The organism is Pseudoalteromonas nanhaiensis (assembly GCF_051235485.1).
GTDB lineage: Bacteria > Pseudomonadota > Gammaproteobacteria > Enterobacterales > Alteromonadaceae > Pseudoalteromonas > Pseudoalteromonas lipolytica_C.
The window spans coordinates 22,450-38,357 of the sequence record NZ_JBPNYQ010000030.1 but is presented as its reverse complement, the minus strand read 5'-3'; the positions used below and the strand labels follow the sequence as shown (position 1 = coordinate 38,357).

Sequence of the window (15,908 nt, the reverse complement as noted above, 5' to 3'; positions counted from 1 at the left end):
TTTTACACCCAAATTTGTATGCTTATTAGCATAACATTTCTTTCTTAATGGGTGGCCAAATTAACTATGCCACTACACCCACCGCCTTATTCGCCTAGGGTCTTTTTTAGAGTTAGTGCACTGACTTCTTATTTTACAATCTCGACAAGCAATGTGATTGAAGTAAACATCAAGGTATTTACCTTGCTCAAATACCTGCATTCGATTTTGAAGTTCATTACCAGCGGGGCATAAGTAAATATCTTTATTTGCATCGTATTTGAAGAGTGAGCGGTTAAATATCCCTTTCTTTTCAGAGGACGATGTATCCGTCTTGGGCATGATTGGCTCTGCACCCAAATCGATAGTATCTTTTATATCGGGCTGACTGAAGTAACCTTTATCTGCTAATACCCTTATATCTTCCTTGCGCAATGCTTTTTGTGCGAGTTTTGTCATTGACGCAAGCTGGCCTCTATCTGGCACGTTGGTCACCTCATGCGCCACTATAAGGTGGTGCTTGGTATCAACCGCACTTTGCACGTTATAACTCACAACTCTTGTAAAACCTTGAGTTTTCATTAAACGTGAATCAGGATCAGTAGTGGATATTTGCTTGTCAGGATGAGCTTCAACTTGTTCTTTAATCTCGTGTAGTTTTTTTAACTGGCTGCGAAAGTCAGCTAGCCTATCTTTTGTGGCTTTAATTTTTGTGACGTTAGCTTGCTCTTTATCGGCTTCATCAAGTAATTCAAGGTAACGTTCAATGTTCTTTTCGACTCGGTCGATGTGGAATTTAACTTTGCTTGGCGTAAAATTATTGCCTTTGTTGTTGCTAGCTTTAAACTTACTACCATCGATGGCAACAACTGGTTTCTCAAACATATTCAGACGACGGCAGACTTCAACAAACGTTTTGCACACATTTTTTATACCATCTCCGTTGTCTTTTCTAAAATCAGCAATCGTTTTAAAGTCGGGTGCCAACTTACCAAGTAGCCACATCAGTTCAATATTGCGTTGGCATTCGGTTTCTAATCGGCGGGATGATTGAATACGGTTGAGGTAACCATAAAGATACAGTTTTAATAATGTGGCTGGATGATACTTAGGGCGGCCTGTGGACTTTAAAGTTAATCCTTTAAACCCCAATTCAGCTAGATTTAGTTCCTCAATGAAAACATCAATCACTCTGACCGTATTATCTTCACTGACGTAATCTTCCAACGATTCTGGAAATAACGTTGATTGGTCACGACTTTCACCGCTTATAAACTTTGACATACTGCCTCAACCCTCAACTGAATCAATAGTCTAATTATGTAAAAGATCCACCTTCTAAAGAAGGTGGCTTTGCATTAGCCCCCTAGAAGGGGGTGTTGTTTACTGCAGTGTTAACTGTGTCTGCTCTTGTACCTCTTCCTTTTCTTGGTGCCTGACATACCGTCTTATTATTTCTTCATTTATCCCTACTGTATCTACGAAGTACCCTCTCTGCCAAAAATGGTTTCCCCATAACTTATTTTTCCTTAAGTATGGATATTTGCTAAATAGCTTTAACGCTATTTTTCCTTTTAAAGCACCCATTAGTTTCGAGACTGATAACTTCGGCGGTATCTTTACTACCAAATGAACATGGTCAACCTGCACATTTAACTCGACTACTTTGCACCCTAACTGCTCACAGTAAACTTGTATGCACCTGTAAACATCTCTGCCTACTTTGTTCTTCAATATTCTGAACCTATACTTTGGTGTCCAGACTATATGATATTGACATCGCCAATACACATGCGATGCTTTCTCGTATCTACTCATGTTTTTTCCTTATATGACTTCGCTAAAAATCAAGTAAGGAATTAACATGAGTATTTTTTCAGGCAAAGCCTAAATGATGATAACCACCTACTGAAGTAGGTGGTTTAGGGCCGAAAATAAATATCAGTATATTAAGTGAACTAAATGTATAGATTAATAGATCATAAGCAGAACATACTTAGACCAAAAGGTGATCAGAGTTTTCACACAGTCTGTGCCATAATCCGACCTTGAGACACATAGAGATTAAGACTGCAAAGATACGAAAGCGGAAGTTAGCTTTGGCCTGTTTAACGACAAATATTCCGACAAAGCAGTCATGACTATTAGTTTATTGTTAAATCTAATCTTTCTTTTCGTTCATCTACTCAATAACCCCACGCTAAACGTGACTTTAGCGTGGGGTTAGAGTTCACAGTAATTTTATCTGGATAGCTCTTTTATTTTTTTCTCTGAAAACCAGCGATATAAAACAGGTAAAACAAATAATGTTAACAGTGTTGCAGTTACCAAGCCGCCAACAATAACACTCGCTAATGGGCGCTGTATTTCTGCACCAACACCATTAGACATTAACATCGGTATCAAACCTAAAGCTGATGTTATAGCAGTCATAAGTACAGGTCTTAATCTTGAAGTAGCGCCTTCAAAAACGGCTTTAGATGCTTCTAGACCGTCTTTAATACGTTGGTTGATACTTTCTACCATAACGACCCCATTCAATACCGCTACACCAAATAAGGTAATAAAGCCAACGGAGCTTGGTACAGACAAGTATTGTCCAGATAAATATAAGGAGAAAACTCCGCCAATTACAGCAAGCGGCACGTTGACCAATATCAGCATAGCTTGACCAACAGAGCCAAAAGCAAAGTAAAGTAACAATGCAATTAGCGCTAAAGATAGAGGTACAACGATAGCTAGTCTGCTTTGAGCACGCTGCTGGCTTTCGAATTGGCCACCTATTGCTACCGAGTAACCTGAAGGTAGGTCAACTTTCTCAGCAATAACTTTTCTGATGTCGGCTACTACACTACCCATATCTCTATTCTGAACGTTTGCTTGGATAACGACTCTTCGTTGAACATCATCGCGCCTTACTTGAGGAGGACCTGATTCAAATGAAACAGTTGCAACATCACCTAAGCGTACCCAGGCGCCTGTTGGTGACTGAATTCGAATATCTGAAATAGCTTCCTTATTTTGTCGGTACTCTTCTTCAATACGCACGTAAATATCATAACGTTCATTGCCTTTGATGATTTGTCCAGCTTCAACCCCTCCAATACCATCTCGCACAACTTCCATTATATCAACAACTGAAAGTCCAAAGCGCGATAGCTCTTGCCTATTAGGTTTTACGACAAGTTGCGCTTCACCTGCAATTTGCTCAAGAGCAACATCTCTTGCACCATCAACACTCTTTATAGCCGCTTCGATCTCTTGTCCTTTAGCTGCTAAAACGTCTAACTCAGGGCCAAATAACTTTATCGCCAACTGAGCTTTTACGCCAGATAGTAACTCATCAACACGAGTCGCAATAGGTTGAGAAAAGTTTAGTAGTAAGCCAGGAAACTCCTCTAAAGATCTCTCCATTTTCCCTTGAAGTTCATATCGATTAGATGCACTGGTCCACTCAGAAACAGGCTTCAACCCTATGTAAATTTCTATGTTATTCACAGGCTCTGGATCTCCACCTATTTCGGCTCGACCAATTCGGCTTAATGCATAGGTTACTTCAGGAAAAGCCATTAGTTTTTCTTCTAGAATTGGTGCCACAGTGAGCGCGGTATCTAAACTGGAAGAAGGTGCCAGCGTTGCTCTTAAGTTTATCGTCCCTTCTTCTAACTCAGGTACAAATTCAGTACCAATTAATGGAACTAATGCAAAGGCAGAGAAAACTAATATAAGTGCGGCTGAAATGACTAACTTGGTGCGTTTTAGTGCGAATGTAAGCCCTTTTCTGTAGAGTTTGTCTAATGGCCTAAGAACAAAGCTTTCCCTCTCTTTTACACCTGACTTAAATAAATAAGTTGCCAGTGCAGGTACGATAAACAACGCAACCACAATCGCAGATACAACGGCTAAGATGATGCTTATTGCCATAGGTTGGAATAACTTTGCTTCAACCCCTTCAAAGCTGAACAATGGCGCAAATACGACTAAAATAATCGAGGCAGCAAAAAAGACGGGACGAGCCACTTCTTTACCTGCATTTTGCAGACGTAATTTAATGCCGTGCTCATCGTGTTCTACATCGTGCGGATCTGCGTCAGAAGTTGGAACACGTTCCTTTACCGATTTCGAATGTGTCGCGTCAGGTCTATTTAAATGTTTAAACATATTTTCAACCATAACCACTGAGCCATCTACAAGCATACCAATAGCGACCGCTATGCCACCCAGTGACATAAGGTTTGCAGAAATGCCCCACCAAGCCATGATCATTAACGCGATACCAATTGAAATTGGAATAGATATTAATACCAAGAAGGTTGCACGTAAATTCATTAAAAATAGTGCTAATACAATACAGATGAAAATAAATGCTAGTAATAGTGCATCAACCACTGTATTTACCGCTTTTTCAATCAAATCAGCCTGATCATAAAAAGGCTCAAAGCGAACACCTTTTGGCAATGCTTGATTAATTAATGGAATTCTTGCATTGATACCATCAATGGTGGCTTTAGTATTTGAACCCATGCGTTTTAAGACAATGCCAGAGACAACTTCGCCTAAATTTTCGACTTTACCGTCTTCGGTTTTGCGCGTCATGGTGACAGCACCTTGACGAATTTCACTGCCCATTTCAACTTTAGCAATATCTGAAACCGTAACAACCGTACCATCTACTGTTTTAACGGGAACTTGTTTGATATTACTGATGCCAGCCTCACCACTCTCAAACCAGCCTGTGCCTCTAATCACAAGCTGCTCTTGCCCACGGTTCATGTACCATCCGCCAACATTCGCATTGTTGTTATCTAGGGCACCAACAACGTCTTCTTGCGTTAGTTCATATGCTAAGAGCTTAGATGGATCGACATTGACTTGGTATTGCCTAACATTACCACCAAAAGATAATACATCAGTGACTCCATCGACAGGCATAACGAGTAACTTAACAATCCAATCGTTAAGGCTTCGAAGCGCCATAGCATCATAACCTGCACCTTTATCTGAAATAAGAAGATACTGAAATACTTGGCCCAGCCCAGAGGTGTTTGGTCCCATTTCGGGTGTCCCAACACCTTCTGGTATCAGTTCTTTTGCGGCTTGAAGACGCTCAAATACGAGTTGTCTTGCAAAGTAAATGTCGGTGCCTTCTTTGAAAACAACCGTAACGCCAGACAAGCCTGTTTTAGAAATTGAGCGCACTTGTTCTACATCAGGTAGGGCATACATTACCGCTTCAATGGGGTACGTAATGAGTTGTTCAACTTCTTCAGCAGCCAGTCCTGGCGCTTCAGTATTTACAGCAACTTGAACATTAGTAACATCAGGAAAGGCATCCAAATTTAATTTTGGGATCACCATAACTGCACCAACCATAGTGGCAAACAGCGCAATCAAAATCAGGAGTCTATTATTAACAGACCAATCTATTATTTTATTAAACATAGTCTTGCTCCCTAGTGGTTGTGCGGATCAAATCCGCCTTTAGCGATTTCAGACGCAACAAAAAATGCGCCTTTAGTTACAATTCGCGTTCCACTATCAAGGCCAATGATTTCTCTAAAACCACCTAAGGCTCGGCCTAGTTCTATTTCTACAGCTTTAAATTCTCCAGGGTGGTCTTCGACAAATACTGTCCAATCACCATCTGCGCTGCGGATCAATGCTTCTTCTGGCACAGCCATCACTTTCTGCTTTGTGGCAAACTGAAAGTAAACTTTTACAAACATGCCTGAATGAAGATTATCATCCGAATTATCTACTCCTAACCTAATAATTCGAGTACGAGTAATAGGGTCAATTGTATGGGCTTCTTGGATAACTTTGGCATTGTAACTCTGGCCTTCTAATTTAAGTACCGCAGGAGAATCAATTGATAAATTTAGCTTTTTATTTGGAGAAACTTTTGCTTCAACCCATAGTTGTTTTTCATCTGCTAACAACATTACTGAATCACCAGCATCAACACGTTGCCCTTGGATAAAATCGTCTTGAAGTACAACCCCTTCACGCTGAGCAATTAATGTATATTGCCCAAACGCTTTTATGTCTTTGTTAGAAATGCCATCTATTGCTTTTTCAGTTAACCCTAAAGCAATAAGCTTCCCGTAACTCGCATTGTATGTAGTCTCTGCTTGTAATAATCTACTTTCACTCACCGTCTTGTTACCCAGCTTTTTCACACGTTGCCATTCGGTTGAAGCGATTAAATAGTCAGCCTGTGCTTGTGCCATTGCTTCACTAAATAATGTAACTAACTTCTGACCTATTTCTACATGCTCTCCAAGCGCTGCATGGCGACTAATAATGACTGACTCTGTACGTGGCGATACCACATAACTTTTATAGCCATTAGCTTTTATTTCGCCTGGTGCATATACGGTGCTAAATTGATATTCAGGCTTAACACTTTCCACTTTAATGTTAGCAAGCGACATCTTCTTTGGATCAATAGTGATACCTTCTTCATGTCCTTCTTCTCCCTCTTTATTACCACCTTCATGGCCGTGCTCGTCATGGTCACCTTTATCTTCTTCATGTCCCTTTTCGTGTTCATGCTCATCTTGATGTTCTTTTTCTTCTTGTTTCGAAACGTTTGTGACAGAACCAGTTCCATCTGACGACTGTGCAAAAGCATCATGATTTGTAGTAAACCCAACTAACAGGCAGCTAATTACTACGGCTAAAAATTTTTTACTAATTACTGTATTCATTTTTGTAACCTATATTTTTAATAAATTTAAGATTTCGTTTTTCGCTACTGAAAAAACAAAGCGCTCAAATCTCAAATTTGGATAACTGACCCATACTTAAAATGAAGGATATTTCTGCAAGCTTGAATTGATTTTCCAAACGTATTCCTGCATGAAGCCCTTCCGCACGTTGATTTAATGCAAGTAAGTAGTCAGAAGTATTAATGTCACCAGCTTCCCAGCGCTTATTTAATAAGTTTTCGCTGCTATCTAATCTGCCTTTTGTCAGTTTTTGCCATTGCTCATAATATTTTTTACTGACAATAAGCGATTCATAATTAGCTTTTGCTTCAAATGACTGCTTTCGATAAACCGACCGAAAGTTAGCCTCTGCTGCAATTGCTTCTGAATAAGCGGCTTTAACAGTATCTGAATAGTTATTTCTGATATTTAAAGGCATTGAGAAAGTCACGCCAATCAAGTCTTCATCTCCACTTTTCCCTGCGTTAACTCCAATGGTTGGATTGGCTTTAGATTCCATAGTGGTTAGTTGAGCTTTAGATTGTTTTATCTTCCATTGCGCTCTAGCGAGTTTAACTTTTGGATGTTCCTCAACCCACTGAGAGTTAAATGAATAGTTTGTTGCTCCAAAAGTAAATGAAAACAAATTGGTAGTATTAGGCGTCCAATCAGGCAATAACTCCTGAACATTTACCTCTGCATTTTTCAAAGCAATTTGCGACTCAGATATTTCACTGAAAACTTGGGACAAGTTTAAATAAACCAGTTCAGCGTCAAGTGGCTCTAAAAGTCCTGCTTTTCGCTTATCTTCAATAATTCCAACGAGCGTTTGTAATTGATTTTCTCTTACTGAAAGTAACTGAGCCACCTTTTTTGCTGCTTGCCAATTAACTATTGCAGTTAAAGCGTTAGCCTTTTTAGAATCGAGTAGAGATAACAATTGTTGCTGGTTTGCATAAACACCAATTTCACCAATGCTTTTATTTGCTGATTGCTTATCCCAAAAATCAATCGTTTGACTGATACCAATAGAATAATTATCAAAATCACCCTCTTTTTCATAGCTTGCTTCAAGCTCTGGGTTATATACGGCTTTAGTTAAGCTCTTGGCTCTATGATTACTTGCATTAAGTAACTCTTTAGCCGCAACAACTTCGGGATCTTTATTTATTTGACTATCTAGCCATGAAATACTTTTCTGTTTGGCATAAGTGGCAACTGAAAAACTCACAGCCATACATAAAGACAGGACTAAACCTGCATTTTTTAAATATATATACATAAAAATTCTTAATTTTAAAATTAATAAACACGAAACCTTTATCCATTATTAAAGGATAAATAGGTCATTAAAAATTAATCTAATTAAGAAATAGGCGGACGAAGTATCGCTTCATGAAAGGTACTTGTTTGATCAATTTGATAAGGCGTTTTATTGATAATGTTTAGTTTGCCCGTGGTATTTGAATTACTGACTAAAATCCAAGATAAGTGGCTGCCACTGCAATGTCCGCAGTGATGACAATCTTTTTCATTATGCTGCTCATCACCTACATTATCATTTGAGACATTTCGATCATCTGCATGATCATGTTGAATTTGAAGGTGCTCTATATCTATTTGGTGATTCTCAGGTGTTGCGGATACAACAGCAGTTAACGATTGCAAAACAATCGAAACGACTAATAGTATTTTTAACGCAACATTGAATTTCAAAATAAACACCTACTTAAATATGAAAAATTATAATATCAAAAAAAGGTTTTCTAAACTAGCCATGCGCATGTTTTTCATGCTCGTCACGGCAAGTTTCTTGAGGAAACTCAAACTCAATGGTTGTATGAGATAAATTATAAGAAGAAAGTTCCTTAGCCACTTGTTGTTTTAGCCTAATTAATTTATCAACCTCAAAGTTATGGGCTAACTCTAGGTGAGCAGTTAATACGTGACTTTCCCCGTCTAATGACCAAAAGTGCATATGATGAATCCCATTAATTTCAGGTATAGCCTTTATCGCTTTTTCAATATTATTCTGCACTTCTTCATCAGGTGTAGCTTGAAGAAATAGTGCCAATGTTGTTTTCAGGTTTTTCAAAACGTTAAACAATATAAACAGTGTAAAGCCTATAGAAAGCAAAGGATCTAATATTGGTAGATCTACAAAAAGCAGCACGATAGAAACAATTAGGACTGCAACCCAGCCAAGTACGTCTTCAAGCAAATGCCACGTAAGTACTTTTTCGTTCAGCGTTTTACCCGCTTTTAGTTTAAATACTGCATACCCATTAACAGCAACCCCAAGTAATGCAAGACCCAACATTCCTTCAGCCATTGGCATTTCAGGATTAGATAATCTTGGTATTGCTTCAAATAGCACCCAGACAGAACCAATAACTAATACAATACTGTTAATTAATGCGCCAAACAGGGTAAGACGACGATAGCCATAGCTAAATCTATCGGATGCTTCTTTATCCGAGAAACGACTCAGTATCCAAGCGAATCCTATAGATAAACTGTCACCCAGGTCATGTACAGCATCAGCCATAATAGCGGTACTGTTGGTTAGCCAACCACCAATAAATTCGATAATAGTAAATGAAACATTAAGGAAAAATGTCCAACCTATACGGTCGTCTTTTCCATGCGAATGGCTATGGCTATGATTGTGCATTTTCCACCTCAAGAACTTTTAAATTTCTTACATTGACTACGTTAAAATTGATAAAGTGACGGATCACTCGTTGATACATCCAACGTTTGATTCCTGATAAGTTAGTTCCTTTTTCGAGATAAAACTCATCAGGGGAATTATAAACACCAAAATCATCATGAATACCTTCTTTTTGTATATAGGTATCTTGACCACGCCAATCTGTATCTGGCGAAGAGAAACACTTTGTTGCAACACCATAACCACAAAATTCGTTTTTTATTTGACTAAATTTGTGCTGTAGTGAACTTAAATATTGTTCATCTAATATAAAGCCTTCTAAGTTTATCCAACGATCCTTGAAATAAACTTCAATCCAACTATGAATGATATATTTAGGTGCTAACCAAAATACATAAGTTGGAATAGCTCCTTTTTGTAATCGCTGCTCAATAGTAAAGCCGTGAAAACGACATTGAATACCTAATCCTCGTAACAAAGCCATCAGCAAGTTACCCTTGGTATTGCATTGTCCGTAACCATCGGCTAAAACACTGCTTGCTGAAATATCATCACTCTCATTGTAACCAAATAATATTTCATCTTTAACAAATTGGTAGGCTGCACCAATTTTGTTGAAGTCATCGAGTTCTTGCCAATTACGCTCAGAAATTAATGATTGAATTGTAGAGTGTTCAAAATTTACTATCTTGGTTTTTTCTAGATATTTGCTATTCATTGATGTTTCCTTACTTTGAACAACCAAAGGTTGATTGTTTATCTTCATTTGGTGTTTAACGTGTTTTCTCAGCAACAGCTAATTCTTGTTTAGCATCGCTTAGTATTCGGTAAGCGCCTCGAAGAATTAACATTGAAATGATGCTACCAATGACGATATCAGGCCAACGCTGTTTCAGCACCATAACGAGTATGCCTGCGATAACGACACCAAGATTTGCAATTACATCATTCGCTGAAAATATCCAGCTAGCTCTCATATGTACTTCATCGTTGTTGTGCTTTCGAATAAGGATGAGACAAATCACATTTGCAACTAAAGCAACCATGCCTACGCCAATCATAAACCAAGAGTGAGGCTCACTTTCACCATACAGCCTTCTAGCAATATCCATTAGAATTAGCACGCCTAACCCCAGTTGGAAATAGCCACTCACTAAAGCAGCATTAGCCTTATGTTGGATTGACTTTCCCACCGCGTATAGTGCAATTGCATAGACGATTGCATCCGCTAGCATGTCTAACGAATCTGCAATTAAAGCCGTTGATTCTGATAACCAACCAAAGCCAATTTCAAAAACAAACATCGAGGCATTGATAGCCAGAAGCCAATAAAGCACCGTTTTTTGCTGGTTATCTTTTAGCTCAACTTCACACCCACAATCGCTCATTTTCATCTCCGATTAACTTGTATGCTCTAACTATAAATCCTATAGTGACTATAGGGTCAAGTTTATTTGGAAATTTTATGAAAATTGGTGAGTTATCGAAAACATCGGGGTATTCAGTACAAACCATCCGATATTATGAAAAGGAGGGCTTGCTGTCAGATCCTGATCGCACTGAAGGGAATTTCAGGTTGTATTCTAATAAGGCATTTAAAGAGCTAGAGTTCGTAAAGCATTGTCGAAGTTTAGATATTCCGCTTAATGATATTAAGCGACTCATTGAATTAAAAAACAAGCCAGAGGAGAGTTGCTCTAGTGTAAATGCATTAATTGATCGGCAACTAACTTTAGTTAATCAACGAATGAAGGAATTGAATGCACTCAAAAAAGAGTTAAAACTAATGGCAAGCTCTTGCGGGTCTGACGGTACAATTGAAGTCTGTGGCATTATCAAGTCATTAGATAGTTGAACTAAATATAACTTTAGATTAGTAGTATTCACAAAGGCAATAATGAAAACCATTGGCAAATTAGCACAATCATTAAATTTAAATGTAGAAACCATTCGTTTTTATGAACGAGAAGGACTGATTACACAACCTGAAAAACCAATATCTGGTTATAGACAATATGACGAATCAATAGCAGGACAACTTAGGTTTATCACAAAAGCCAAAGCGCTCGGCTTTACGTTAAGAGAAATAAAATCGCTAATGTCTATGGACAGCAACTGCGCTCAAGTTGAGCTATTAAACCGACAAAAGTTAGCAATCATTCGAGACAAAATTAATGACCTTCAACGTTTAGAGAAAGTAATTGTGGGTATGACAAATACCTGTATGCAAAACGAAGATCCAACACATTGCCCCATAATTGACTCATTAAAATGATTGACTCCGTACTTGTATACGGAGTTTAGAATGATGGTAATATCAACCAATAGACTTTCAAATGATAAATAAAATATTAGACAGAGTAGGCTCTAGTGGCGTTTGGCTAGCGGCACGGCCTGCCTCCCTGCATTAAGGTCACTTGCATCGGCATTAGGACTAGGCTTCTTCTCTCACTTCGAAGGAATAGCTGTAAATACGCTTTTACCTATTTTTGCATCTTTGGAACTATTGGTAAACTTATACAACTGGCACAAAAATAAAAACCATACCAGAGCTGTCTTCAGCATTCTAGGGCCTGTAGCAGTGCTATTAACGCTTTATCCTCTTTGGCTATATGATTGGAGCACATACCTATTTTACTTTGGTATTTGCTTAATGGTCGTTATGTCGGTTTTGGATATCGTAAAACCAGTAAGGGAGCAAACATGCAACGTATGGCTAATTGCCGTCGTTGAAACGATTAACGGTCAATGTCTGCTTTTCGCTCAAAGCCACCCTTAGTGCATTTACGTTAACTCATTTTGGGGCAAAAACGCGTTAGAGTATTTAATCAGTAACGCTTTAAACAGTGTAAAACGCGAGCGCAGCGAGTGGTTTTCCGCTGTTTTAACTTGTTATGTGCTTTCACTCAAACACTTCCCCCAAGTGGAACACCAGCCCATATTTTATCTCTTATATCTGGGCCAGATGGGCCAAGATTTGATATGTCATGAGTAACCTGAAAGCGTTTACCATTAGCCGAAATAACCTCTAGACTAACTAGTATGTACTTGTTTAATTCTTCATCGTAATCAGGAGCTAGCTCATAATCAACTTCATGAGATAGCATAAATAATTTGATTTCACCCGGCTTGATAACAAATGGGTCGATGTGGTTTGACGGAATAACCAGATAAGAAGATGAATGCTTTAAGTTCCCTAACGGAGATTGCCCTCGTAGCAGTGACACATCTTTAACGAACAACTCTTGGTTTCCAGTATTGCTAAATGTATATCTTAGTTCCCGCTTTGTCTTTTCATTTAGACAGTCAAAAAGTCTGCTATTGAGACAAAGAATAGCCTTAGAACTTTTATGCCAATGTGATAAATAGATAGCTATCACTGATGCAACTAACGCTATGATAGATATAGAAATACTTATGATATCTTTCAATTCCATTGGATTCTCACATGGCTCCACACTTTACTCCCTGCTGGGCACATAACGTTTACAATAAGGTGTACCAACGCTGAACTAGCCAAGCACCAGAACTCCATACCAAAACTGCCGAGTAAAATGCATCACCTTGACTGTTTTGTAATACCCGTGTTTATTTCAGTTGCATTATTGCCACTACTAGAGCCATTAATGCAATTGTTGTCCCTACAAAAAATTGCCAGTATTTATTCACTGCTGTCTTAATCGGATGAGCCAACTCGCTAGCATAGAGAAAACCCTGTTCAGTAAAATTAAATTCCATATCTTTGCGCTCAATATAGCCTAATTTTTCCATACGCAAAATATAACTGGCATATTGAACCTTATGAGGTATAACCGTTTTGTCCACAACCTGCGGCACATCTTGCTCCATGTCTCTGTCGAATCCGTGAAACTTAATGCGCTTTAAATCAATAACAGTCTTTTCTTGCTTGGAGACAACCCTCCGGTATAAAGTTACAAGCACCTGTTTTAGAACACTTTCAGAAACAACATAAGAACCCAAGTTCACTCCTCCATAGGGTATAACGCCTCAAACACCGGCGCAGCTTCGCTGCGCCCGAGTGATTTGACTTGTTAGTTTTTGTTTAAACACAAAAGAACTTTTCATCCTCATCAAGAGATAAGATTACATTTTTGGATATCTTCTTGTAAGTTTCTTCTGATATTTTATCTGATAGCATTGACAGAATCTGTTGACCCGGTAGCTTCTTTGCTTCTTTGAAAATATCTTCAATCTGTTTTTTGTCAATATCCTCGATACTGTCATGAAATATAAAATTTGGTCGATTCAGCTTTAACTCATTAATGGCATGTATATATGCAAAATCAAAAGCAATGACTTCAGCTTTCTTCTTTCCACCCTCAGGGTTAGTTGCTGAGTTATTGAGCTCTATAGAACAAATACCGCTATCCTTATTGAATTCTAAGTCTATGCTGTATTCTTCATCGTGAAGACTTTTTGTAAGAGATCCTAAATGTGAATTGAATTTTTTCTCAAACTCATAAACATTGTCAATCTCTTTGGAAATAGCCTCAAGGATTTTTTGCAATTGAACTTCAGCTTCAGTTTGATCTAATTTTGCCTTGGACTGCTGTTCCATTAGACCTTCTAACTTTCCAAGCTCAACTTTAAGCTCACCAAGGCGTTTCAGATTTTTAGTCACATTGTCTAAGCTTTCCTTGGACCTCATATCAGAAAAAACTTGTAACTTATCTTTCCGTATTGAACTGAGCTCTGCTTGAAGACCTTCAGATTCCTCATTCAATTTAGGCAGGTCAATCGTAAGAAAGTGCCTCTTTTTTTCAACGAGATTTCTATGGAACAAAATAACGTCTTCAAGTTCTTTTAAGGCTCCATCAATTGCTACACCAGAGAAACTATATATAACTTTAAGCTCGTTGATTAAATAACCATCTTTGTCTTTGGATAATAGCTCGATAGTATGATTGATATTGTCTACTTTTCGCTGTATTGATAGAAGCTCTTCGGTATATCGGTCTTCTTTTACTTGTAGTTCTGAAAGCCTTTCTATTGGATTCGAATATTCTGACGAGTATTCGAATGTTAAAAGGTTGCTCTCTAGCTCTTTAGCATCTGCCTTATATTTCTTGATCTCACTTTTTGGCTTTTGCTCTTTCACTAGAGCATTGATTGAAGTGGAATTCCTTTTTCGTCTATTAACCAGATTCGTTGCATCTCTTTTTTCTGTAAGTAGATACGTATTATTGAAACCGAAAAGGTATAAAAAAAGTTCGCTGTAATCTTTTGGTCCTTGTCGTTTATCAAGAAATTTGGTCGTACTTAACATTCTATGACTGTCATTTCTAATGAATTTAGGCGCTACAGCTCGAACAGAAGGCCTTCTAGTAGATATATTAAAGATTTTATCCTGAATAAATGACTCATATCCCTTTTCTTCAACACTTTCACCATTTACCCAGAATTTAGATTCAGATTCACCACCAATACATAGATTTCGAGAAATTTGATTTATTTTATTTGAGAAGTCAAAAAAACTGAGAGAAGCAGTTACAATGTTGTTCTTAAAAAGCGCTTCTATCTCAAGATTTGGCTTTTTGAACTCTTCATCGATGTAAATATTGTCTATACTTCCTAGCATTAGAAAATCAACCACTCTTGATAATGTTGATTTTCCGACGCTGTTCCCTGTACGACCAGAGTTAGGCTTGTTTGTGATGAGGTTAAGGCCTGTCTCAAATTTAACCAATCTTTTTACTTCGCTATTTATCTTTATTTCAAGGCTATCAAGCTTCATTTATAAAAACCTCTGTTCCATTAACCCCAATAGCCTTAATTGCAAACAACCAATCTAATGACAATATAATGTGATCAATCGATACTTTTAGTTCTGAAGAACAGTCAGTGAGTATCGTATCCATGGACGGATTTTCCTCTGCCAATTTCTTTAGAATTTTTGCCCCGATACTCACAACATTTATTTCTGGGTCACAACCATTTTTAGGAATCATAAGTTGGATTTTCCATAATTATGCACTCAATAAAAGCATGAGCGACGACGACATTCACGCCCAATTCTACATGCTCTTTGTAAGCTGGAGTGTTTTTTGATTCAAATACAGTATTTTTTAATCTTTGAATAATAAAATCTAAAATAAACTCTGAATTTTCTCTGATTTTAGCTATGTTTATATCGCAAGTTAGATAGTCGATTTCAACAGAATCTAAAGCAAGATAATATAAATCGTTTAAATTTTGCAGGATTGTATCTTTTCCAAAAGTTATCAGTGAGTCTATCTCGAAATAGGCTTCTTCTACTTTTGAGGAATGATCTAAGTATTGCTTTATGATATGACTTTTAGCTTTAAGATTATTGTGTTGAATCTTTACAACTGTTTCAGAGGACGGGCGCCTTCTGCTTTTCTTAAACGTAAAAGGCTTATTAGCTAATGACTTTAGCAACTCATTTATAGCCGAGCTGATCTCATATTCGGGTGAATCCCCGATTATAATATTTCCAGCATTACGTTCAACTTGAACTGTTTTATTTACAGGGGTGTTACCCCCTTCATTTCCTATGGTCAAGA

16 protein-coding genes and 1 pseudogene are annotated in these 15,908 nt (G+C 37.9%); 3 read left to right on the top strand and 14 right to left on the bottom strand.

Annotated features, from left to right (window positions below; all coding sequences use genetic code 11):
• Window positions 1-75: 75 nt before the first annotated feature.
• The 9 genes and pseudogenes from ACSFVZ_RS18635 to ACSFVZ_RS18595 form a co-directional block, all read right to left on the bottom strand.
• Window positions 76-1,263, bottom strand: a pseudogene (locus tag ACSFVZ_RS18635) (IS1182 family transposase); the annotation flags it as partial.
• Between the two features lie 99 nt (window positions 1,264-1,362).
• On the bottom strand, window positions 1,363-1,797 hold the full coding sequence (gene tnpA, locus ACSFVZ_RS18630; RefSeq protein WP_287199021.1) for an IS200/IS605 family transposase: 435 nt from the start codon (window positions 1,795-1,797) through the stop codon (window positions 1,363-1,365).
• Between the two features lie 423 nt (window positions 1,798-2,220).
• The gene (locus ACSFVZ_RS18625; protein ID WP_055022222.1) at window positions 2,221-5,421 is read right to left on the bottom strand and encodes an efflux RND transporter permease subunit; all 3,201 of its coding nucleotides are present in this window, start codon (window positions 5,419-5,421) and stop codon (window positions 2,221-2,223) included.
• Between the two features lie 11 nt (window positions 5,422-5,432).
• Window positions 5,433-6,689 carry an efflux RND transporter periplasmic adaptor subunit gene (locus ACSFVZ_RS18620; RefSeq protein WP_055022223.1) on the bottom strand — a complete coding sequence of 419 codons (1,257 nt, stop codon included), beginning with the start codon at window positions 6,687-6,689 and terminating at the stop codon, window positions 5,433-5,435.
• Between the two features lie 64 nt (window positions 6,690-6,753).
• Window positions 6,754-7,971 (bottom strand): TolC family protein, encoded by a 1,218-nt coding sequence (locus ACSFVZ_RS18615; protein WP_008468875.1) that lies wholly within the window; start codon window positions 7,969-7,971, stop codon window positions 6,754-6,756.
• A gap of 83 nt (window positions 7,972-8,054) precedes the next feature.
• Entirely contained in the window at window positions 8,055-8,414 is a 360-nt protein-coding gene (locus ACSFVZ_RS18610; protein ID WP_230237179.1) for a hypothetical protein, read from the bottom strand.
• A 46-nt stretch (window positions 8,415-8,460) separates the two neighbouring features.
• Window positions 8,461-9,363: a cation diffusion facilitator family transporter gene (locus ACSFVZ_RS18605; protein ID WP_004588886.1), complete on the bottom strand. Its 903-nt coding sequence runs from the start codon at window positions 9,361-9,363 to the stop codon at window positions 8,461-8,463.
• Window positions 9,350-10,081, bottom strand: a complete 732-nt coding sequence (locus ACSFVZ_RS18600) for a transglutaminase-like domain-containing protein (RefSeq protein ID WP_004588887.1) — start codon at window positions 10,079-10,081, stop codon at window positions 9,350-9,352. The genes ACSFVZ_RS18605 and ACSFVZ_RS18600 overlap by 14 nt, the downstream gene beginning before the upstream one ends.
• Window positions 10,082-10,136: 55 nt before the next feature.
• Window positions 10,137-10,751, bottom strand: coding sequence for a cation efflux transmembrane domain-containing protein (locus tag ACSFVZ_RS18595; protein WP_004588888.1), 615 nt, complete (start codon window positions 10,749-10,751; stop codon window positions 10,137-10,139).
• 77 nt (window positions 10,752-10,828) lie between these two features.
• On the opposite strand from ACSFVZ_RS18595, the gene ACSFVZ_RS18590 reads away from it, so the two are divergent.
• The 3 genes from ACSFVZ_RS18590 to ACSFVZ_RS18580 all read left to right on the top strand — a co-directional run bounded on the left by ACSFVZ_RS18590 (window position 10,829) and on the right by ACSFVZ_RS18580 (window position 12,142).
• Window positions 10,829-11,218 (top strand): Cd(II)/Pb(II)-responsive transcriptional regulator, encoded by a 390-nt coding sequence (locus tag ACSFVZ_RS18590; RefSeq protein ID WP_004588889.1) that lies wholly within the window; start codon window positions 10,829-10,831, stop codon window positions 11,216-11,218.
• 42 nt (window positions 11,219-11,260) lie between these two features.
• A complete protein-coding gene (locus ACSFVZ_RS18585; protein WP_004588890.1) occupies window positions 11,261-11,638 on the top strand; it encodes a MerR family transcriptional regulator in 378 nt (125 codons plus the stop codon).
• A 102-nt stretch (window positions 11,639-11,740) separates the two neighbouring features.
• Window positions 11,741-12,142 carry a MerC family mercury resistance protein gene (locus tag ACSFVZ_RS18580; protein WP_230237177.1) on the top strand — a complete coding sequence of 134 codons (402 nt, stop codon included), beginning with the start codon at window positions 11,741-11,743 and terminating at the stop codon, window positions 12,140-12,142.
• Window positions 12,143-12,269: 127 nt separating this feature from the next.
• Here ACSFVZ_RS18580 and ACSFVZ_RS18575 read toward each other — a convergent pair whose 3' ends face one another.
• The 5 genes from ACSFVZ_RS18575 to ACSFVZ_RS18555 form a co-directional block, all read right to left on the bottom strand.
• Entirely contained in the window at window positions 12,270-12,605 is a 336-nt protein-coding gene (locus ACSFVZ_RS18575) for a hypothetical protein (RefSeq protein WP_244667152.1), read from the bottom strand.
• A 346-nt stretch (window positions 12,606-12,951) separates the two neighbouring features.
• The gene (locus ACSFVZ_RS18570) at window positions 12,952-13,344 is read right to left on the bottom strand and encodes a hypothetical protein (protein WP_199527829.1); all 393 of its coding nucleotides are present in this window, start codon (window positions 13,342-13,344) and stop codon (window positions 12,952-12,954) included.
• An 82-nt stretch (window positions 13,345-13,426) separates the two neighbouring features.
• Window positions 13,427-15,118 (bottom strand): DUF2326 domain-containing protein, encoded by a 1,692-nt coding sequence (locus tag ACSFVZ_RS18565; RefSeq protein WP_199527830.1) that lies wholly within the window; start codon window positions 15,116-15,118, stop codon window positions 13,427-13,429.
• Window positions 15,108-15,332, bottom strand: a complete 225-nt coding sequence (locus tag ACSFVZ_RS18560; RefSeq protein WP_199527831.1) for an ABC-three component system middle component 6 — start codon at window positions 15,330-15,332, stop codon at window positions 15,108-15,110. The genes ACSFVZ_RS18565 and ACSFVZ_RS18560 overlap by 11 nt, the downstream gene beginning before the upstream one ends.
• On the bottom strand, window positions 15,322-15,906 hold the full coding sequence (locus ACSFVZ_RS18555; protein WP_199527832.1) for an ABC-three component system protein: 585 nt from the start codon (window positions 15,904-15,906) through the stop codon (window positions 15,322-15,324). The genes ACSFVZ_RS18560 and ACSFVZ_RS18555 overlap by 11 nt, the downstream gene beginning before the upstream one ends.
• Window positions 15,907-15,908: the final 2 nt, after the last annotated feature.

Excerpts from the sequence above, each read along its gene's own strand:
- ACSFVZ_RS18560 (WP_199527831.1), bottom strand. The coding sequence starts at position 15,332 with ATGATTCCTAAAAATGGTTGTGACCCAGAAATAAATGTTGTGAGTATC.
- ACSFVZ_RS18625 (WP_055022222.1), bottom strand. The coding sequence starts at position 5,421 with ATGTTTAATAAAATAATAGATTGGTCTGTTAATAATAGACTCCTGATT.
- ACSFVZ_RS18585 (WP_004588890.1), top strand. The coding sequence starts at position 11,261 with ATGAAAACCATTGGCAAATTAGCACAATCATTAAATTTAAATGTAGAA.
- ACSFVZ_RS18620 (WP_055022223.1), bottom strand. The coding sequence starts at position 6,689 with ATGAATACAGTAATTAGTAAAAAATTTTTAGCCGTAGTAATTAGCTGC.
- tnpA (WP_287199021.1), bottom strand. The coding sequence starts at position 1,797 with ATGAGTAGATACGAGAAAGCATCGCATGTGTATTGGCGATGTCAATAT.
- ACSFVZ_RS18590 (WP_004588889.1), top strand. The coding sequence starts at position 10,829 with ATGAAAATTGGTGAGTTATCGAAAACATCGGGGTATTCAGTACAAACC.
- ACSFVZ_RS18595 (WP_004588888.1), bottom strand. The coding sequence starts at position 10,751 with ATGAGCGATTGTGGGTGTGAAGTTGAGCTAAAAGATAACCAGCAAAAA.
- ACSFVZ_RS18565 (WP_199527830.1), bottom strand. The coding sequence starts at position 15,118 with ATGAAGCTTGATAGCCTTGAAATAAAGATAAATAGCGAAGTAAAAAGA.
- ACSFVZ_RS18605 (WP_004588886.1), bottom strand. The coding sequence starts at position 9,363 with ATGCACAATCATAGCCATAGCCATTCGCATGGAAAAGACGACCGTATA.
- ACSFVZ_RS18615 (WP_008468875.1), bottom strand. The coding sequence starts at position 7,971 with ATGTATATATATTTAAAAAATGCAGGTTTAGTCCTGTCTTTATGTATG.
- ACSFVZ_RS18600 (WP_004588887.1), bottom strand. The coding sequence starts at position 10,081 with ATGAATAGCAAATATCTAGAAAAAACCAAGATAGTAAATTTTGAACAC.